The following is a 20,038-nucleotide window of genomic DNA, read 5'->3' on the forward strand; positions in this document are numbered from 1 at the left end:
CGCATGACGCTCACCGTCGTCGACATGCATACCGGCGGCGAGCCGCTGAGGATCGTCACCGGCGGCTATCCCGCGATACCCAAGGGCACCATCCTGGAAAAGCGCGCTCATGTGCGCGATCACCTCGATCATCTCAGGAAGATCCTGATGTTCGAGCCGCGCGGTCACTACGACATGTATGGCGCGCTGCTGGTCGAGCCCGACCTGCCCGGCGCCGACCTCGCGGTGCTGTTCATGCACAATGAGGGCTATTCGACCATGTGCGGCCACGCCATCGTCGCGCTCGGCCGCTACGCCGTCGACGAGGGGCTGGTGGCGAGGCAGGAGCCGGTAACGACAGTCAACATCGAAGCGCCGTGCGGGCTGGTGGTGGCTTCGGTGGAGGTCAGGGATGGCAAGGCGGGGGCAGTGTCGTTCGAAAGCGTACCGGCCTTCCTGTTCGCCCGCGATCAGCAGATCGAACTGCCGGGCTACGGGGCGATCGGCTTCGACGTTGCCTATGGCGGCGCGTTCTACGCACTGGCCAATTGCCGCCAACTCGGCCTGGAATTCGGCAGGAGCCGCGTGCGCGATTTCGTCGATGCCGCGACCGCGCTGACGGAGAAGCTGAAGACAGAGTTCCCGCTGTCGCACCCCGATCACGCGGATCTCGCCTTTCTCTACGGCAGCATCCTGACCGACGGAAGGGATGCGTTTTCCGGCGACGAGACAAAAAACATCTGCGTCTTCGCCGAGGCCCAGGTCGACCGCTCGCCGACCGGCTCGGGCGTCACCGCGCGGCTGGCGGCCATGCATGCCAAGGGCGAGATCGCGATCGGGCAGGCACGGACCTTCGAGAGCATAGCCGGCTCGCGTTTTTCCGGCAGCGTGACACGGACGGCAAAGGCCGGACCGCATGACGCGATCATCGCCCGCGTCGGTGGCCGCGCCTATTATTCGGGCCGGGCCGAGTTCATCGTCGAGCCCGACGATGAACTCGGACGCGGCTTTCTACTGTTTTAAATCGGCGCGTGGCTCTCGCGCGCAGAAATCGCCTTGTGCAGATGCACCATCATGGCGGCGGCGAAAAGCGGCGTCACGAGATTGAGCAACGGCACGGCGAGGAAGGCGGCGATGAGCAGCCCGGCCAGGAACACCGTGCCGGCATATTTCCTGCGGAGCGTCCTGGCCTCGGTCTCCGGGCGAAAGCGCATGGCGGCGAATTCGAAGAACTCACGCCCGAGCAGATAGCCGTTGACGATGAAGAAGGCGGCGATGTTGATGCCCGGCACCAGCAGGAGCAGCAAGGCGACGATGTTGCCGAGGACGACGACGCCGAAGAATTTTATCGCCAGCACCAGCGAGCGCAGCCCCGGCATGGCGCGTCCGGGCGGATCGCCCGGATAGTCGGTGCGCTCGACCACCTCGGCGACATCGTCGAGGAACAGGCCGGCAATGATCGCCGTCACCGGCGCGATGAGCAGCGCCAGACCCAGCGCAAGGCCTATGCCGGCGACGACGACGCCCAGCCATCCGGCCCAGGACGGCAGGCCGGGCAACCACGCATCGATCCACGGCCAGGCCAGCCATTCGAACAGGCCCCGGATCGTGAACCACAGCGCGGCCAGCGCCAGCAGCGTCAGCCCCAGCGTCTTAACGAATACCGAGCGGAATTCGGGCGAGAACAGCCGGCTGGCGGCGGCGCGGGCGGCATCGAGGATCACGGCGTTTCCAATCCCATGTCAAACGGGCCCATGTCAAACGGGGCCCATGGCGAGCGGGACATCTGCGAGATAGGCGGAGACAGATCAAGTCACAAGCGCAACCTCGCAATGCGGCCCATCTGCCATTCGCCAAGATTTATCGAGTCACGACCTAGGCAAAGCCGCATCAAATCGCTAGACCCGCCTGCGGCCGGCGTGGCAGAAAGCCGGTGGGTTTTTGGCGGAGATATTGATGCCGGACTATGACGTGCTTTGCATCGGAAATGCCATTGTCGACATCATCGCCCAGTGCGACGAGGCATTCCTGGAAACGAACGGCATCATCAAGGGCGCGATGAACCTGATCGACACAAGCCGCGCCGAACTGCTCTACAGCCGCATGGGCCCGGCGATCGAAGCCTCCGGCGGCAGCGCCGGCAACACGGCGGCCGGCGTCGCCTCCTTCGGCGGCCGCGCCGCCTTCTTCGGCAAGGTCTCGAACGATCCGCTCGGCGAGATCTACGCCCACGACATCCACGCGCAGGGCGTCGCCTTCGACACCAGGCCGCTTCAGGGCGAACCGCCGACGGCACGCTCGATGATCTTCGTGACGCCGGACGGCGAGCGCTCGATGAACACCTATCTCGGCGCCTGCGTCGAGCTCGGCCCGGAGGATGTCGAAGCCGACAAGGCTTCCGGTGCGGCGGTCACCTATTTCGAAGGCTATCTGTGGGACCCGCCGCGCGCCAAGGAAGCGATCCGGCAGACGGCGAAGCTCGCGCATGCCGCCGGGCGCGAAGTGTCGATGACGCTGTCGGATTCGTTCTGCGTCGACCGCTACCGCGACGAGTTCCTCGACCTGATGCGCTCGGGCACCGTCGACATCGTCTTTGCCAACAGCCACGAGATCAAGTCGCTCTACCAGACCGCCTCCTTCGACGAGGCGCTGGCGCAGATCCGCAAGGACTGCAAGATCGCCGCCGTCACCCGCTCGGAAAAGGGCTCGGTGATCGTGCGTGGTGAGGAGACGGTCACCATCCAGGCGACGAAGATCAGGGAACTGGTCGACACGACCGGCGCCGGCGACCTCTATGCGGCCGGCTTCCTCTATGGCTATACGCAGGGCCGCGGCCTGAAGGCGTGCGGCGATCTCGGCTCGCTGGCAGCCGGGCTGGTGATCCAGCAGCTCGGGCCAAGGCCGCGGCAGAACCTGCGCAGAGAGGCCGAGCAGGCGGGGCTGATTTAGGGCACCCCTTTTTCCTTCTCCCCTTGTTGTGGGAGAAGGGGAAGCACCGCTATCTCACCCCGCGCCTGAGGCAATCCATGGCAGATCAGATAGGTTCTGGCAGCGCGCGACCCCGGCCTTGATGCGCGACTGCGTAGACGCCGACATCGTCGCCATTGGGCGCACTGCGCGAACCGCAACAATTCAGTCGAGTTTCGGCAGCCGTCCGAAACAGCCCGGGGCGAAAAGCCGCGCCATGGCGCGAACCCAAAACAGCCGGTTGCAGCAAATATGGTCGCTGATTTTTGCCTTCAAGCCCCTGCGGTATACGCCGCAATGGCCGCCATATTCACGATGTCCGAGTCCTTGGCGTTCAGCGAGACGATCTGTACCGGCTTGTTCAAGCCGACCAACAGCGGGCCGATGACGGTCGAGCCGCCGAGCTCCTGCAGCATCTTGGTCGAGATCGAGGCCGAGTGGAAGGCCGGCATGATCAGCACATTGGCCGGGCCGGTGAGCCGGATGAACGGATATTGCGCCATGGCGCGGGCGTTGAGCGCCACGTCGGCGGCCATCTCGCCGTCATATTCGAAATCGACGCGCCTTTTGTCGAGGATGCGCACTGCTTCCTGGACGCGCTCGGAGCGCTCGCCCTGCGGATGGCCGAAGGTGGAATAGGCGAGCATCGCCAGGCGTGGCTCGTAGCCCATGCGGCGGGCAAAGCCGGCGGTCTCCTCGGCGATGTCGGCGATCTCGATGGCGTTCGGCATATCGTGCACGGCGGTGTCGGCGACCAGCACGGTGCGCCCTCGCGCCAGCACGATCGAAACGCCGATGACGCAGTGGCCGGGCTTGGCGTCGATAACGCGGCGGATGTCGTCGAGCGCGGTCGAATAGTTGCGGGTGACGCCAGTGACGATGCCGTCGGCGTCGCCCAGCGCCACCATGCAGGCGGCGAAATGGTTGCGGTCGTTGTTGATCAGGCGCTGGCAGTCGCGGAACAGGAAGCCCTTGCGCTGCATGCGCTCGTACAGATAGTCGGTGTAGACGCTGTTGCGGCGCGACAGCCTGGCGTTGATGATCTCGATGCCCTGCTTGTTGAGCTCGATGCCGGCATGCTTGGCGTTCTCCTTGATAACGTCGTCGCGGCCGAGCAGGATGGCGGTGCCGAGCCGCTGGTTCACATAGGAGACGGCGGCGCGCATGACCTGTTCCTCCTCGCCCTCGGCGAAGACGATGCGCTTGGGCTGGCGGCGCACGCGGTCGTAGATGCGCTGCAGCGTCGAGGCGATCGGATCGCGGCGGGCGGACAGCTCCTGCGCGTAGCGGTCGAGATTGAGGATCGGCTTGCGGGCGACGCCGCTATCCATCGCGGCCTTGGCCACCGCAAGCGGAATGGCGGAGATCAGGCGCGGGTCGAACGGCACCGGGATGATGTAGCTGGGGCCGAATTTTGGCCGGTTGCCCTGATAGGCGGCGGCGACGTCGTCGGGCACGTCCTGGCGCGCCAGCTCGGCGAGCGCACGTGCAGCGGCGATCTTCATGTCGTCATTGATGGTGGTGGCGCGCACATCCAGCGCGCCGCGGAAGATATAGGGGAAGCCAAGCACGTTGTTGACCTGGTTCGGATAGTCCGAACGGCCGGTGGCCATGATGGCGTCGGTGCGGATCTTGGCCACTTCCTCCGGGGTGATCTCCGGGTCGGGATTGGCCATGGCGAAGATGATCGGGTTCTTGGCCATCGACTGCACCATCTTGGTGGTCAGCGCGCCCTTGGCGGAGAGGCCGAGGAAGACATCGGCGCCGTCGAGCGCCTCGGCCAGCGAGCGCGCCTCGGTCTTGACCGCATGCGCCGACTTCCACTGGTTCATGCCTTCGGTGCGACCCTGGAAGACCACGCCCTTGGTGTCGCACAGGATGATATTCTCCGGCGCAAAGCCCATCGCCTTCATCAGCTCGATGCAGGCGATGCCGGCCGCACCCGCGCCATTGCAGACCATTTTGGTGGTCTTCATGTCGCGGCCGGTGATCTCCAGCGCATTGATCAGGCCGGCGGCCGAGATGATGGCCGTGCCGTGCTGGTCGTCATGGAAGACCGGAATATCCATCAATTCGCGCAGCCGCTGCTCGATGATGAAGCATTCCGGCGCCTTGATGTCCTCAAGGTTGATGCCGCCGAAGGAAGGGCCGAGATAGCGCACGCAGTTGATGAATTCGTCGGCATCCTCGGTGTCGACCTCGAGATCGATGGAATCGACATCGGCGAAGCGCTTGAACAGCACCGCCTTGCCCTCCATGACCGGCTTGGAAGCCAGCGCGCCGAGATTGCCGAGACCGAGGATGGCGGTGCCGTTGGAAATGACGGCGACCATGTTGCCGCGCGTCGTGTAGTCGAAAGCGCGGCTTGGGTCCTCGGCGATGGCAAGGACGGGAACCGCGACGCCCGGCGAATAGGCGAGGCTCAAATCGCGCTGCGTCGCCATCGGTTTGGTGGCGACGATCTCCAGCTTGCCGGGGCGGCCCATGGCGTGGAACTCCAGCGCCTCCTGGGCGCTGACGGAGGGGCCGTTGTTTTCGGTTTTCCTGGCCATGATGCTTTTGATTTCCTCGCCGGTACGGCACCGCTTGAGACGGGTGCTTTTTGTGGAGTTCCGAATTAAGGCCACATGCCGCCGCTGTAAACCGCCAAGCGGTGCGGAATCGCGGTCGTGCGCACTCTCAATCGGCTGGGGAGGCGAGCGCGGCAAGCTCCCGCGCATGGTCGCGCACCGGCGCCCACCGCATTAGCGCAGAGGTCGGGGGAAATGGCCATTGCGAGAGCGACGGCGCGTCGCTGCCCATGCGCCGCAGCAGCGCCGACAGATAGGCCATCAGCTCCAGCCGCTGCGCGCGCACCTTTTCCAGCGTGCGGGCGCGGATCTCCTGGCGCGGAATGGCGCGGTCGCGCAGCGTCTCGACAGCCTTCCTGATCGCGGTGGGTTCCGGCTCGGCGATCAGGCAATAGTCCCGATCGAAATAGACGTCGCGCCCGCCAAGGCTCGGTGTCGAGACGATCGGCAGCCCGGCCATCAGATATTCCATGCTGGAGTACATCGCCCCTTCCGCCGCCGACAGGCAGAGCCCGACCGCGGCCTGGTTGTAGACGCGGTTGACTTCTTCCTGAGACAGGCTCGCGGTCATGCCGTCGACGATCGGATTGGCGATGCGATGGAGCGGCGATTGCGCCTGCAGGCGGCGGAGGAAGGCGCGGGCGCCGGAAGGCGGCAGTTCGCCGATCGACGTGGCGATGTGAACGAGCCTTTCGATATCGAAGGCGAGGTAATGCCGCTTGGTGTGGGATATGCGGCCGGTATAGACAGCGTCGAACTCGACCGGTACGTCCGGCAGCGGCCGGAACACATCCTCCGATATCATCAGATTGTGATTGGAAAAGATCGCGGTGCCGCCAACCGCTGCGATCAGGCGGCGCTCCTCCCCGGTGTTGCAGAGGAAGATGACCTCATGATCAGGGCAAAGCCTGGCATACCAGGCGAGATCCCGGCCGATCTGGTCGACGACGGCCGGCCGCTCCAGGGTCCAGCTTGGCATCAGCAGGAATGTGGCACCCCGCGACGCCAGGCGCCGGCCGATGGCGGCGACGGAATAGAACGGGCGCGGTCCGCCCACCGGCGTATACAACACCAGCGGATCGCGGCTGACCACATGCACGGAAACCTGGATGCCGCCGTCGAGGTCGGACAGGGGACCGCGGGACGGGAGAATGAAAGGAAACCGCTTTTGCGCCGAGAGCCTGAGCTTGTCGGCGGTCCGGTTGGCGCGGCGCGCCGCCTTGAGCAGCATGTGCTGCAACGGCGATCCGACAGGACCGATCATCTCCTCGAACGTCTCGTGCCTGTCCTTGTCCACCGCGCCCGCCAAGCTCCGATCCCGGACGATCAATATTGAGCATTCCGGCGCGAGGCAATGCCGGCGCGCTGCCCGTTACCGCGTTCGAGATCGCGGTTTCCCCTGTTTTTCAATCCGCCGGCATTAAATCGCGCCGTCACATCTGCTAGCGTGCCGGCATGAACATGCACATGCCGACCGAGCCCGACGCACCGGAGGCGACGACGCCCGCGCCCGTCGCGGGCGGCGGCGCCACGCCGATGATCGAGCAGTTTATCGAGATCAAGGCGGCGAACCCGGATTCGCTGCTGTTCTACCGCATGGGCGACTTCTACGAGCTGTTCTTCGACGACGCCGAAAAGGCGAGCCGGGCGCTGGGCATCGTGCTGACCAAGCGCGGCAAGCACCAGGGCCACGACATTCCGATGTGCGGCGTGCCGGTGCATGCGGCCGACGACTATCTGCAGAAGCTGATCGGACAAGGGTTCCGCGTCGCCGTCTGCGAGCAGATCGAGGATCCGGCGGAGGCCAAGAAACGCGGCGGCAAATCGGTGGTGCGCCGCGACGTGGTGCGGCTGGTGACGCCCGGCACCATCACCGAGGACAAATTGCTGGCGCCGTCGGAATCCAGTTTCCTGATGGCGCTGGGGCGGGTCAAGGGCGGTAGCAGTGACCACTCCTTCGCGCTGGCCTGGATCGAAATCTCGACCGGCAGCTTCCGCGTGGCCGAGACCACCGCCGACCGGCTGCTCGCCGATGTGTTCCGCGTCGACCCGCGCGAATTGATCGTCGCCGAGCCGGTGTTTTACGACCCGGAGCTGAAACCGGTGTTCGACGTGCTTGGCCGCGTCGCCAGTCCGCAGCCGCCGTCGCTGTTCGATTCGGCGTCTGCCGCGGGGCGCATCGCCCGCTTCTTCGAGGTGGCGACGCCTGACAGTTTCGGCACGTTTTCGCGCGCCGAGCTGTCGGCGATCTCCGGCGCCATCGCCTATGTCGAGAAGACGCAGAAGGCAGAGCGGCCGCCGCTGTCGCGGCCCGAACGCGAGGAGCAGGGCTCGACGCTGTTCATCGACCCGGCGACGCGCGCCAATCTGGAGCTGCTGCGCACCTTGTCCGGCAGCCGCGACGGCTCGCTGTTCAAGGCGATCGACCGCACGGTGACCGGTGGCGGCGCAAGGCTGCTCGCCGACCGGCTGATGGCGCCGCTGACCGACCCGGCGGCGATCGGCGCCAGGCTGGACTCGGTGTCGCTCTTCCGTGCCGAGACGCGACTCTGCCAGGCAGTGCGATCGAGCCTGAAAAGCGTCGCCGACATGCCGCGCGCGCTGTCCAGGCTGGCGCTCAATCGCGGCGGCCCGCGCGATCTCGGTGCGCTGCGCGCCGGCTTCGAGGCGGCGGGCACGATTGCCGAATTGTTTGGAGAAACCGCACTGCCCGTGGAGCTGGAGGCGGCGCTTGATGCCATCAAGGCATTGCCGCACGCGCTGGCCAACCATCTGGCGCAGGCGCTCGGCGAGGAATTGCCGCTGCTGAAGCGCGACGGCGGCTTCATCCGCGGCGACTACAATGCCGAACTCGATGAGATGCGGGCGCTGCGCGATGAGTCGCGAAAAGTGATTGCCGGGCTGGAGCGCTCGCTGATCGAGGAGACCGGCATCCGCTCGCTGAAAATCCGGCACAACAATGTGCTGGGGTACTATATCGAGGTGACCGCCAACCACCATTCGATCATGACCGGCAGCGACGGGGCGAAGGCGCGGTTCATCCATCGCCAGACGATGGCCAACGCCATGCGCTTCACCACGACGGAGCTGGCCGAGCTGGAATCGAAGATCGCCAATGCCGCCGACCGGGCGCTGAGCATCGAGCTTGCCGCCTTCGACCGGCTGACGGCAGAAGCGGTCGGTGAGGCGGATAAAATCCGCGCCGGCGCCGAGGCGCTTGCCGTGCTCGACGTCTCGGCAGCCCTTGCCCTGCTTTCGGAAAGCGAAGCGTGGTGCCGGCCGGTGGTGGATGCAGGCCTTGCCTTCGAGATTTCGGGCGGGCGGCACCCGGTGGTCGAGCAGGCGCTGCGGCGTTCGGGCGAAGGCCCGTTCGTCGCCAATGATTGCGATCTGTCGCCGGAAGATGGGGCGAAGAACGGCGCGATCTGGCTTTTGACCGGCCCCAACATGGGCGGCAAGTCGACTTTCCTCAGGCAGAACGCGCTGATCGCCATCCTTGCGCAGACCGGCTCGTTCGTGCCGGCGGCATCAGCCCATATCGGCGTGGTCGACCGGCTGTTCTCGCGGGTCGGCGCCTCCGACGACCTGGCGCGCGGCCGCTCGACCTTCATGGTCGAGATGGTGGAAACGGCGGCGATCCTCAACCAGGCCGGCGAGCGCGCGCTGGTCATCCTCGACGAGATCGGTCGCGGCACCGCGACCTTCGACGGCCTGTCGATCGCCTGGGCGGCGGTCGAATATCTGCACGAGAAGAACCGCTGCCGGGCGATCTTCGCTACCCATTTCCACGAGATGACGGCGCTGGCGGGGAAACTGCCGCGGCTGCACAACGTCACCATGCGGGTCAAGGAATGGGAGGGCGACGTCGTCTTCCTGCACGAGGTCGGCAAGGGTGCGGCCGACCGCTCCTATGGCGTGCAGGTGGCGCGGCTGGCCGGCCTGCCGGAAGCCGTGGTTGGCCGCGCCAAGGAAGTTCTGCACCAGCTGGAAGAAGGCGAGGTTTCGGGCAAGGCCAACCGGCTGGTCGACGACCTGCCGCTGTTTGCGGTGGCGGTGAAGCGGGAAGTACCTAGGCCGGTGAAGGACGATGCGCTGGGTGCCGCACTCGGCGCGATCAACCCTGACGAGATGACGCCGAGGGAGGCGCTGGAGGCGCTGTACAGGCTGAAGGGGCTGGCGGGGAGGTAGATGGCGAGTTGCTTCGTCCGACGGCGTTCCTTCGCACCCCCTCTGTCCTGCCGGACATCTCCCCCGCAAGGGGGAGATCGGCAGCTTTGCCGACTGCGCTCTTCCTGCAACGTCGGCGATTGGCGAAAGCGATGACGACATCCAATCTCCCCCCTTGCGGGGGAGATGTCCGGCAGGACAGAGGGGGGTGGGCGGGAACGCGGCCTGAGCCACTACCCTCAAATCATCTCCAAACCACGCTTGCGGGTCGGCGGCGGGAAGGCGCGGTCGAGATCGGCGAGATCTTCCGGGGTGAGCTCGATGTCGAGCGCGGCGACGTTCTGGCGGACATGCTCCTGTCGGCTGGCCTTGGGAATGGCGATGACGCCGTCCTGGCGCATCACCCAGGCAAGCGCGATTTGCGCCGGCGTGGCGTCGTGGCGGGCGGCGATGGCTTCGAGCCTGGCGTTGCGCGCCAGCGCGCCCTGATCGACCGGCGAATAGGCCATCAGCGGAATGCCGCGCTGCCGGCTCCAGGGCGAAAGGTCGAATTCGGGGCCGCGCTGGGACAGATTGTAGAGGATCTGGTTGGTCTGGACATAGCCGCCGTCCGGCAGGTCGACCAGTTGCTCCATCTCGTGGGTGTCGAAATTGCTGACGCCCCAGTGGCGAATCTTGCCGGCCTTCTTCAAGGCTTCGAAGGCCTCGACGGTTTCCTCCAGCGGCACGCTGCCGGGCCAATGCAGCAGATAGAGATCGATGCGATCGGTGGCGAGGCGCTTCAGGCTGTTCTCGCAGGCGCGCGCCACGCCGGCGCGCGAGGCGTTGGACGGCAGCACCTTGGAGACCAGGACGGTCTCGTCGCGGCGCCTGGCAATGGCCTCCGCCACCACTTCCTCGGCGCCGCCGCTGGCATACATTTCGGCTGTGTCGATCAGCGTCATGCCGAGGTCCAGCCCGAGCTTCAGGGCGTTCACCTCATCGGCACGGCGACGAGCATCCTCGCCCATCTTCCACGTGCCCTGGCCAAGCACCGGAACGGCTTCGCCGGAGGGCAGCGTGGTCGTTCTTATTACTGATGGCATGGCGTGCTCCCGGCATGATCGGCGCGCATCGCACCACAACCGCCGGGAGAAATCCAGATGACGGTCCGGACTCCGATCACGGCGGGCGCGATCACTTCGCCGGATAGGCGGCGAGCCAGGCCTGCAACTGCTTGATCTCGGCTTCCTGCGCGGCGATGACCGCTTCGGCCAGCTTGCGGATTTCCGGATCCTTGCCGTTGGCAAGCTCGACCTTGGCCATGTCGATCGCCGCCTGGTGATGCGGGATCATGCGGCGGGCGAAGTCGACATCGGCGTTGCCGGAAGATTCGATCGCCATCATGTCGGCGTGCATCTTGTCCATCGCCGCCTTGTAGCCATCGGTGGAAGGGCTTTGCGCGCTCATCGCGCCCATGTCGTGTTTCATTTCTTGGGACTGCGCCGGCATACTTTCGAGAAAAACGGCAAGCAGCATTCCCGCCGCCATCAGCAACAGCACGATCTTTTTAGCCAAGGTCATCCACAATCTCCTGTTGAATGGATTTCGTATTTGGGGGCTTCACTCAGAGTTTCAACGTCCTGAGCCGCAAAGCGCTGGCGATGACCGACACCGAGGACAGGCTCATCGCCGCTGCCGCCACCATCGGCGACAACAGCGTCCCGGTGAGCGGATAGAGCACGCCGGCCGCGACCGGCACGCCAAGCACATTGTAGAGGAAGGCGAAAAACAGGTTCTGGCGGATGTTGCGGATGGTTGCCTGGGCGAGCGTTCGGGCCCGGACGATGCCGTTGAGATCGCCCTTGACCAGCGTGATCCCGGCGCTTTCGACCGCGACATCGGCGCCGGTGCCCATGGCGATACCGACATCGGCGGCGGCCAGCGCCGGTGCGTCGTTGACGCCGTCGCCGGCCATCGCCACCCCGGCGCCCCTGGCGCGCAGTTCCTCGACAAGTGCTGCTTTCTGTTCCGGCAGCAGCCCGGCACGCACTTCGTCGATGCCAAGCTTCTTCGCGATGGCCCTGGCGGTGCGCTCATTGTCGCCGGTCGCCATGATGATCTTCAGCCCGCGGCCGTGCAGCGCCCTGATCGCCTCGGCCGTCGTCGCCTTGATCGGGTCGGCGACAGCGACAAGGCCGGCCAGCTTCTTGCCGAAAGCAACGAACATCACGGTCTTGCCGTCGACCTGCAGCGCCTCAGCAGCGGCCGAGAGCGATGCGGTGTCGATGCCGAGATCGGCCATCATCGCGGCATTGCCGAGCACGACCTTCTTTCCCGACACCATACCGGAAACGCCCTTGCCGGTGACCGCCTCGAAATCGCGGGCCTCTGAGACCTTCAAGCCCCGTTCGCCGGCGCCCTCGACGATGGCCTCGGCCAGCGGATGCTCCGAGCCTTTTTCCAGCGCGGCGGCGAGTGCCAGCAGTTCGTCTTCCAACAGGCCTTCGACTGCGACGACATCGGTCAATTTCGGCCGGCCTTCGGTCAGCGTTCCGGTCTTGTCGACGATCAGCGTGTCGACCGAAGCAAAACGTTCGAGTGCGGCCGCCTCCTTGATCAGCACGCCGGCATGCGCACCGCGTCCGGTGGCGGTCATGATCGACATCGGCGTGGCAAGACCGAGCGCGCATGGACAGGCGATGATCAATACCGAGACCGCCGAGACGATGGCAAAGACCAGGCTGGGCTGCGGGCCGAAGACCGCCCATGCGACGAAGGCAAGGATCGCGACCAGCACCACGGCCGGTACGAAGTAGAAGGAGACGCGGTCGGCCAAGCCCTGAATCGGCGCGCGCGAGCGCTGCGCCTTGGCGACAAGCTCGACGATCCGGGCCAGCGTGGTCTCAGCGCCGATCCGCTCGGCGCGCATGATCAGCGAGCCGTTCTTGTTGAGCGTGCCGCCGGTCAAAGCATCGCCTCGGTTTTTCGACCGGCAGCGGCTCGCCTGTGATCATCGATTCGTCGATGGAAGAGCGGCCCTCGAGCACGATGCCGTCGACCGGCACGGCATCGCCGGGGCGGATGCGCAGGCGGTCGCCGGCTTTGACCGCGTCGAGCGGCACGTCGTTTTCGGAGCCGTCCTCGCCAATCCGCCGCGCCGTCTTCGGCGCAAGGTCGAGCAGCGCGCGGATCGCCGAGCCGGTTTTTTCCCGGGCGCGCAGTTCCAGCACCTGGCCCAGGAACACCAGCGCCACGATGACGGCGGCCGCCTCGAAATAGACCGGCACGGTGCCGTCATGACCGCGGAACTGGTGCGGGAAGATGTCCGGAAACAGCGTGGCGACGACGCTGTAGACATAAGCGGCGCCAACGCCGAGCGAAATCAGCGTCCACATGTTGGGGCTGCGGTTGAGAACCGAATCCCAGCCGCGATGGAAGAAGGGAAAGGCGGCCCACAGCACCACCGGGCTCGCCAGCACCAGTTCCAGCCAGACCTTCGTCCGATCGTCGATGAAGGCTTGAAAGGTCAGACCGAGCATCGGCGCCATGGCAATGATCAGCAACGGCACGGACAGCGCCGCGCTTACCCAGAAGCGCCTGGTGAAGTCGATCAGCTCCGGGTTCGGGCCTTCATCGCCGCTCGGCACGCCCATCGGTTCCAGCGCCATGCCGCAGATCGGGCAGGAGCCCGGCTTGTCGCGGACGATTTGCGGATGCATCGGGCAGGTGTATTGCGTGCCTTTCGGCATCGCCCGCGATTCCGGCCTGTCGCCAAGATATTTTGCCGGCTCCGCCTCGAATTTCGCCTGGCAAGCGGCCGAACAGAAATAGAAGCCCTGGCCCTCGTGCCGGAAAAAGTGCTTCGCGGTGGCGCGGTCCACGCTCATGCCGCAGACGGGATCGATGGCCGTCAGGTATTTCTCCGGCTCGGCGACGAATTTCTGGCGGCAGCGCTCGCTGCAAAAATGATGGAGCTGACCGCCATGCTCGGCCGTCGGCTTGCCGGCGGCAGGATCGACGGTCATGCCGCAGACCGGATCGCGGACGACGGCATCCGCGGCGGACGGAGCTTCCTTCGCCGAGCAGCAGCCGCCATGCGCGCGATGATCGTGGCCGGAATGGGTCATGCGAAAAGCCTCTGTGTCTCGATCTCTAGGCGGAAGTAGTGCTTCCAGTAACTGGAAGGTCAAGGGGCCGGCTTCGATTTTTCGCAACTGCCCCACTTCGATCCGCATGAGCGGAAAAAACCGCACGCTTATGCGCCGGTGTGCTATGGACGCCACCACTTTTGGACAACCGCGTCGATCCCGTTCAAATGAAATGTCTGGTCATCAACCTCGATCGGTCCCGCGACAGGCTCGCCCACATGACGGCCGAGTTTGCCCGGATCGGCGTTGCGTTGGAACGGGTTGCGGCGATCGACGCGCAGGATCGGCCCGACCTCGCCCTTATGCCGCTGCGCGTCAAGCGCAAATCGCCGCTGCGCATGACGGACGCCGAGATCGCCTGCTTCCTCAGCCATAGAGCTTGCTGGGCGATCATCGCGGCCGGCGACGATGCCTACGGCGCCATCTTCGAGGACGATATCGTCTTTTCGGCGAAGGCCGGCGCATTGCTTGCCGATGCCGGCTGGATTCCGGCCGATGCCGATATCGTCAAGCTGGAGACGTTCTTCAAGAAAACGACTATCGCGCGAAAGCGCGTTTCGGCAGGTCACGGCTTTTTCATGTCCAGGCTCCACCGAACCCATATCGGCACAGCCGGCTACATCCTTTCAAGGCAAGCCGCGCGCGACCTTGTCGATGCCACGGGGGACATCGGCATTCCGGTCGATCACGTCGTCTTCAACCCGAGCCTGGCAACGTCGTCCAGCAAGACCATCTACCAGCTCGTTCCGGCGCTTTGCGCGCAGGACCAGTTCCTGGGCGACAGGGCTGTCGGAATGCCGAGCCTGCTCAAGCAGGATCGCGGCGAGCAGCGTGACGTAATCGAGATGATCAAAAGACGCAGGAAGACGGGATTGAACAAAATCAGGACCGAGATCAAGCGGATAGCGGAACAGATTTCCGACCTCTGCCGGCTGCGGCAAGAGACAATCATCCCATTCGACTATCGCGGAGAACGTATCCGCCCGCCCCATACCCAGCGCCGCGAAAACGCGCTATAGACGCCGCCGAAACGGCGAGGCCGACCAGCACTTATGGCAAAAATAACCCTGAAGCTCGACGAATTGATCGACGGCGAAGCCTTGCGCCGCGACATGACCGCGCTGACCACGGCCACGGCAGGCAACGGCGCCGGGCAGGCTGCGCGTAGCGGCGTTCTCCAGCTTCTCAAAAGCCGGCTCAACGAGGGCCGCACGATCGCCGAACGCATGCTGATGGAGGATGGCGGCGGCACCGCCTGCGCCGCCCGGCTGTCGCATCTCATGGACGAAATCATCCGCGCGCTTTACGATTTCGCGGCGACCCATGTCTATCGCGTGAAAAACCCGTCATCGGCCGAACGCATGGCCGTCGTCGCGGTCGGCGGCTATGGTCGCGGCACGCTGGCGCCGGGGTCCGACATCGATCTCTTGTTCCTGCTGCCCTACAAGCAGACGCCATGGGGCGAGCAGATCGTCGAATACATGCTCTATATGCTGTGGGATCTCGGGCTGAAGGTCGGCCACGCCACCCGCAACATCGACGAATGCCTCAGGCTGTCGCGCACCGACATCACCATCCGCACCTCGATCCTGGAAGCGCGCTTCCTGTGGGGCGAGCAGAAGCTCTATGACGAGCTCCTGCTGCGCTTCGACCGCGAGGTGGTGCGCACGACCGGCCCTGAATATGTGCAGGCCAAGCTCGCCGAGCGCGACGAGCGCCATGCCAAGGCCGGCGAAAGCCGCTATCTCGTCGAACCCAATGTCAAGGACGGCAAGGGCGGCCTGCGCGACCTGCAGACGCTGTTCTGGATCGGCAAGTATTTCTACCGGGTGCGCACCGGCGAGGAGCTGGTCGACAAGGGCGTCTTCACCGATGCCGAGTACCGGGAATTCCAGAAGGCCGAGGATTTCCTGTGGGCCGTGCGCTGCCACATGCATTTCCTCACCGGCAAGGCCGAGGAGCGGCTGCACTTCGACATCCAGCGCGAAATCGCCGAGCGGCTGGGCTACACCACCCATCCGGGCCTGTCGGCGGTCGAGCGCTTCATGAAGCACTACTTCCTCGTCGCCAAGGATGTTGGAGACCTGACCCGCATCTTCTGCGCGGCGCTCGAGGAGGAGCAGGCCAAGCATGTGCCGGGTTTCAACCGCATCTTCCTCACCTTCTCGCGCCGCAAGCGCAAGCTTGCCGGCACGTCCGATTTCATTGTCGACAACCACCGTATCAACATCGCCGACGACCAGGTGTTCGAGCGCGATCCGGTCAATCTCTTGAGGCTGTTCTGGTTCGCCGACAAGCACGGGCTGGAGTTCCATCCCGATGCGCTGAAGCTTCTGACCCGGTCGCTCGGCCTTGTCGGCAAGGCGCTGCGCCGCGACGAGGAGGCCAACCGGCTGTTCCTCGACATATTGACCTCGGACCGCAATGCCGAGCTCAATCTCAGGCGCATGAACGAGGCGGGCTTGCTCGCAAAGCTGATCCCGGATTTCGGCAAGATCGTCGCCATGATGCAGTTTTCGATGTACCACCACTATACGGTCGACGAGCACCTGATCCGCTGCATCGGCGTGCTGGCCGAAATCGAGCGCGGCGACGGCGAAAAGCTCCATCCGCTCTCGCACACACTGATGCCGGGGCTGAGGAAGAGCCGCGAGGCGCTCTATGTCGCGGTGCTCCTGCACGACATCGCCAAGGGACGACCGGAGGACCATTCCGAGGTGGGCGCCCGGATCGCGCGGCGCATCTGCCCGCATATGGGGCTCTCGCCAGCCGATACCGAAACGGTCGCCTGGCTGGTCGAGAACCATCTCGTGATGTCGATGACGGCGCAGACCCGCGACCTCAACGACCGCAAGACGATCGAGGATTTCGCGGCGATCGTGCAATCGGTCGAGCGGCTCAAGATGCTGCTGATCCTCACCGTCTGCGATATCAGGGGCGTCGGCCCGGGCGTGTGGAACGGCTGGAAAGGGCAATTGCTGCGCACGCTCTACTACGAGACCGAGCTATTGCTGACCGGCGGATTCTCGGAAGTGTCGCGCGCCAAGCGGACGGCCGCGGCGCGCGAACGGCTGGCCGAGGCGCTTGCCGAATGGCCCGAAAAGGCCCGCAAGCGCTATGTCGGCCTGCATTACGAGAACTATCTGCTGACGGTCGATCTCGCCGACCAGCTCCGCCATGCCGAATTCATCCGCGAGGCGGATGCGTCGGGCAAGAAGCTGGCCACCATGGTCAAGACCCATCAGTTCGAGGCGGTGACCGAGATCACCGTTCTGGCGCAGGATCATCCGCGCCTGCTTTCGGTCATCGCCGGGGCCTGCGTGGCGGCCGGCGGCAACATCGTCGACGCGCAGATCTTCACCACCTCCGATGGGCGGGCGCTGGACACCATCCTGATCTCGAGGGAATTCGACCTTGACGAAGACGAGCGCCGCCGCGCCGAGCGCGTCGGCCGGCTGATCGAGGACGTGCTGTCAGGCAAGAGCTGGCTGCCAGAGATGATCGAGAAACGCACCAAGCCGCGGCGCGGCGCCAAGGTGTTCCGCATTCCGCCGCGCGCCGAAATCCGCAACACGCTGTCGAACCGGTTTTCCGTGATCGAGGTCGAGGGGCTGGACCGGCCGGGCCTGCTTTCGGAGATCACCGGGGTGCTGTCGGACCTGTCGCTCGACATCGCGTCGGCCCATATCACCACCTTCGGCGAGAAGGTCATCGACACTTTCTACGTCACCGACCTTACCGGCCAGAAGATCGACAGCCCGGCGCGCACCACCGCCATCCATAACAGGCTGATCGCAGCACTCGAAGGCACAGTGCCCGAGCGTGGCGGCAAGGCCAAGGCGGCCGCCGAGTGACGACGACCATCTATTTGTCCCAATCCCACAGGCAGTCTCCAAGCGCATGAGCCTTGTCAAAAAATTCGCTACCGTCGCTTCCGGCACGTTGATGAGCCGCGCCCTCGGCTTCGGCCGCGAGATGCTGATGGCCGCCGCACTCGGCACCGGGCCGATCGCCGACGCCTTCAACGCGGCCTTCCAGTTCCCCAACACCTTTCGCCGGCTGTTCGCTGAAGGCGCCTTCAACGCCGCCTTCGTGCCGCTTTTCGCCAAGGAGATCGAGACCCACGGCACCGACGGCGCCAAGCGCTTTTCCGAAGAGGTGTTCGGCGTGCTGTTCACGGCGCTTTTGGCGCTGACCATTGCCATGGAACTGGCGATGCCGCTGATCGTGCGCTACCTGGTGGCACCGGGCTTTGCCGACACGCCTGGAAAATTCGATATGACGGTGGCGCTGGCGACCGTCATGTTTCCCTATCTGATCTGCATGTCGCTGGGCGCGATGATGGCGGGCATGCTGAATTCGCTGCGCCGCTATTTCGCCGCCGCGGTGGCGCCGGTGTTCCTCAACATCATCCTGATCGGCGTGCTCGCCTATGCCTGGTACAAGGGATCGGATGCCCGCACCGTCGGCTTCGGGCTGGCCTGGGGCGTGCTGGCGGCAGGGGTGGTGCAACTGGCGATCGTCTGGGTGGCGGTGCGCCATGCCGGCATCTCGATCGGTTTCCGGCGGCCGAAAATGACGCCCAACGTCGAGCGGCTGCTGATCCTGGCGCTGCCGGCGGCGATCACCGGCGGCATCACCCAGATCAACCAGCTGATCGGCACGGCGATCGCCTCGGCGCAGGACAGTGCCGTGTCGTCGCTCGCCTATGCCGATCGCATCTACCAATTGCCGCTCGGCGTCGTCGGCGTGGCGGTCGCCATCGTGCTTCTGCCGGAACTGTCGCGGGCGCTGAAGTCGGGCAATCTGATCGAAGCGGCCAATCTGCAGAACCGCTCGGTCGAGTTCACGCTGTTCCTGACCTTGCCGGCGGCGGCCGCTCTTCTGGTCATGTCCGAGCCGATCGTGCGGCTGGTCTATGAGCGCGGGGCGTTTGCCGCCAGCGGCTCGACGCCGATCGTGGCGGCGATCCTGGCGATCTTCGGCCTCGGCCTGCCGGCCTTCGTGCTGATCAAGGCATTCACGCCAGGCTATTTCGCCCGCGAGGACACGCGCACGCCGATGATCTTCGCCGCCATCTCGGTGGCGGTGAACGTCACCACCGCGCTGAGCCTTTTCCCGTCAATGGGCGCGCCGGGTATTGCGGTCGCTTCCGCCGTCGCCGGCTGGGTCAATGCGCTGATGCTGCTCGGCGTGCTGATCCGCCGCGGCCATTGGGGCCGCGATGTACCGCTCCTGAAACGCATTCCGCGGCTGGTGCTGTCGGCGGCGGTGATGGGGGCTGCGCTCTATTTTGCCGAGCACTGGTTCGCCGCCAGATTGGCGTCGGGTTCGCCGCTGGTCACCAAGGCGGTAACGCTTCTTTCTTTGATTGCCGGCGGGGCGCTGCTCTATTTCGTCACCGCCTTCGCCACCGGCGGCGCCGATTTCGGCATGATCAGGCGGAATATGGCACGGAAGGGATCGTCGCCTGTCAGGGAACAGTCTCCAGATCCGTAAGCCGGAATTCGTCCGCCGTCGAAAGCATCGGAACGGCGTAGTAGCGCGCGCAAGCATAGTGGAAACAGTCCGCCATGTTCAGGCGGATGGCGTTGTTGCGAAACCGCGACGCGGCCTCAACGGACAGAGACGTTGCGTCAGAGGCAGGCGGAAGCTCCCGCAAGGCGATTGCCCGCTCTTCGAGAAAACGGCTGACGATCTTCAGGCTTACAGCGACCGGTATGGCCAGCTTTTCCGATCGCGAAAGCGCCATCGCGGCTTCCCAAACGGCAATTGCCGACGTGAATGGAGCCGACGCTTCCATGACCGCCTGCGCGCAGCGCTCGGCTTCAGCCTCGTGGCTCAACATCGCAACGATGGCGGCGGCGTCGATAAACATCAGTCTTCGCCGGACAATTCGTCGTAGACCGAGCGCGGCAGCGGGTCGCGCGCCTGGTTGCTCAGCTCAATCCCGAACTCGGCCCGGAGCCGCGCCGCCGTCTCCAGCGGCGTCTCGCGGTTGCGGCGGCGCTCCAGGGCCTCACGCATGGCGATCACGATAGCCTCGGTGATCCCGACGCCCTCGATCCTGGCGAAGGCGCGCGTCAGGCTGTCCGCCTCCTTGTTGTTGATATTGATGGTCATCGCTTCCGCCTAGTGAATGATGTAGCAGAAAGTATGTAGCAATCCACATCATTATGTCAACAAGCTTGCTAGCTATTGACCTTCCAGGAGCCTCTTGATCCT

The 20,038-nt window shown here is 65.0% G+C and carries 13 protein-coding genes and 1 pseudogene; 6 read left to right on the forward strand and 8 right to left on the reverse strand.

Going from position 1 to position 20,038, the window contains the following annotated elements; translation table 11 throughout:
* Window positions 1–3 precede the first annotated feature (3 nt).
* Entirely contained in the window at window positions 4–1,002 is a 999-nt protein-coding gene (locus MESS4_RS00295; RefSeq protein ID WP_006325154.1) for a proline racemase family protein, read from the forward strand.
* Here the strand turns inward: MESS4_RS00295 and MESS4_RS00300 are convergent.
* On the reverse strand, window positions 999–1,703 hold the full coding sequence (locus tag MESS4_RS00300; protein ID WP_006325155.1) for a sulfate transporter family protein: 705 nt from the start codon (window positions 1,701–1,703) through the stop codon (window positions 999–1,001). The two genes, MESS4_RS00295 and MESS4_RS00300, sit on opposite strands and share 4 nt — an antisense overlap.
* Before the next feature lie 232 nt (window positions 1,704–1,935).
* Between MESS4_RS00300 and MESS4_RS00305 the strand changes: the two genes are divergently transcribed.
* Window positions 1,936–2,928: an adenosine kinase gene (locus tag MESS4_RS00305; protein WP_006325156.1), complete on the forward strand. Its 993-nt coding sequence runs from the start codon at window positions 1,936–1,938 to the stop codon at window positions 2,926–2,928.
* 290 nt (window positions 2,929–3,218) lie between these two features.
* Here MESS4_RS00305 and MESS4_RS00310 read toward each other — a convergent pair whose 3' ends face one another.
* A complete protein-coding gene (locus tag MESS4_RS00310) occupies window positions 3,219–5,498 on the reverse strand; it encodes an NADP-dependent malic enzyme (RefSeq protein ID WP_036240362.1) in 2,280 nt (759 codons plus the stop codon).
* A 127-nt stretch (window positions 5,499–5,625) separates the two neighbouring features.
* On the reverse strand, window positions 5,626–6,825 hold the full coding sequence (locus tag MESS4_RS00315; protein ID WP_006325158.1) for a glycosyltransferase: 1,200 nt from the start codon (window positions 6,823–6,825) through the stop codon (window positions 5,626–5,628).
* Between the two features lie 146 nt (window positions 6,826–6,971).
* Between MESS4_RS00315 and mutS the strand changes: the two genes are divergently transcribed.
* The gene (gene mutS, locus MESS4_RS00320) at window positions 6,972–9,704 is read left to right on the forward strand and encodes a DNA mismatch repair protein MutS (RefSeq protein WP_006325159.1); all 2,733 of its coding nucleotides are present in this window, start codon (window positions 6,972–6,974) and stop codon (window positions 9,702–9,704) included.
* 218 nt (window positions 9,705–9,922) lie between these two features.
* Here the strand turns inward: mutS and MESS4_RS00325 are convergent, their stop codons facing one another.
* From MESS4_RS00325 to MESS4_RS00335, 3 genes and pseudogenes are all read right to left on the reverse strand, one after another.
* Window positions 9,923–10,768 (reverse strand): aldo/keto reductase, encoded by an 846-nt coding sequence (locus MESS4_RS00325; protein WP_006325160.1) that lies wholly within the window; start codon window positions 10,766–10,768, stop codon window positions 9,923–9,925.
* A gap of 91 nt (window positions 10,769–10,859) precedes the next feature.
* On the reverse strand, window positions 10,860–11,246 hold the full coding sequence (locus MESS4_RS00330) for a DUF305 domain-containing protein (RefSeq protein WP_006325161.1): 387 nt from the start codon (window positions 11,244–11,246) through the stop codon (window positions 10,860–10,862).
* Between the two features lie 43 nt (window positions 11,247–11,289).
* Window positions 11,290–13,792: pseudogene (locus MESS4_RS00335) on the reverse strand (heavy metal translocating P-type ATPase).
* 188 nt (window positions 13,793–13,980) lie between these two features.
* Between MESS4_RS00335 and MESS4_RS00340 the strand changes: the two are divergent.
* The 3 genes from MESS4_RS00340 to murJ are packed head-to-tail and all read left to right on the forward strand — an operon-like array spanning window position 13,981 to window position 19,312.
* Window positions 13,981–14,832 (forward strand): glycosyltransferase family 25 protein, encoded by an 852-nt coding sequence (locus MESS4_RS00340; protein WP_006325163.1) that lies wholly within the window; start codon window positions 13,981–13,983, stop codon window positions 14,830–14,832.
* Between the two features lie 33 nt (window positions 14,833–14,865).
* Window positions 14,866–17,667, forward strand: a complete 2,802-nt coding sequence (locus MESS4_RS00345) for a [protein-PII] uridylyltransferase (protein WP_006325165.1) — start codon at window positions 14,866–14,868, stop codon at window positions 17,665–17,667.
* Between the two features lie 46 nt (window positions 17,668–17,713).
* Window positions 17,714–19,312, forward strand: coding sequence for a murein biosynthesis integral membrane protein MurJ (gene murJ, locus MESS4_RS00350; RefSeq protein WP_006325167.1), 1,599 nt, complete (start codon window positions 17,714–17,716; stop codon window positions 19,310–19,312).
* Here the strand turns inward: murJ and MESS4_RS00355 are convergent.
* Together MESS4_RS00355 and MESS4_RS00360 are read right to left on the reverse strand one after the other, a co-directional pair.
* Window positions 19,287–19,691, reverse strand: a complete 405-nt coding sequence (locus MESS4_RS00355) for a type II toxin-antitoxin system VapC family toxin (protein ID WP_006325168.1) — start codon at window positions 19,689–19,691, stop codon at window positions 19,287–19,289. The two genes, murJ and MESS4_RS00355, sit on opposite strands and share 26 nt — an antisense overlap.
* A complete protein-coding gene (locus tag MESS4_RS00360) occupies window positions 19,691–19,936 on the reverse strand; it encodes a type II toxin-antitoxin system VapB family antitoxin (RefSeq protein WP_006325170.1) in 246 nt (81 codons plus the stop codon). The genes MESS4_RS00355 and MESS4_RS00360 overlap by 1 nt, the downstream gene beginning before the upstream one ends.
* Window positions 19,937–20,038 lie beyond the last annotated feature (102 nt).

This window comes from Mesorhizobium sp. STM 4661, from assembly GCF_000359125.1.
Lineage (GTDB): Bacteria > Pseudomonadota > Alphaproteobacteria > Rhizobiales > Rhizobiaceae > Mesorhizobium.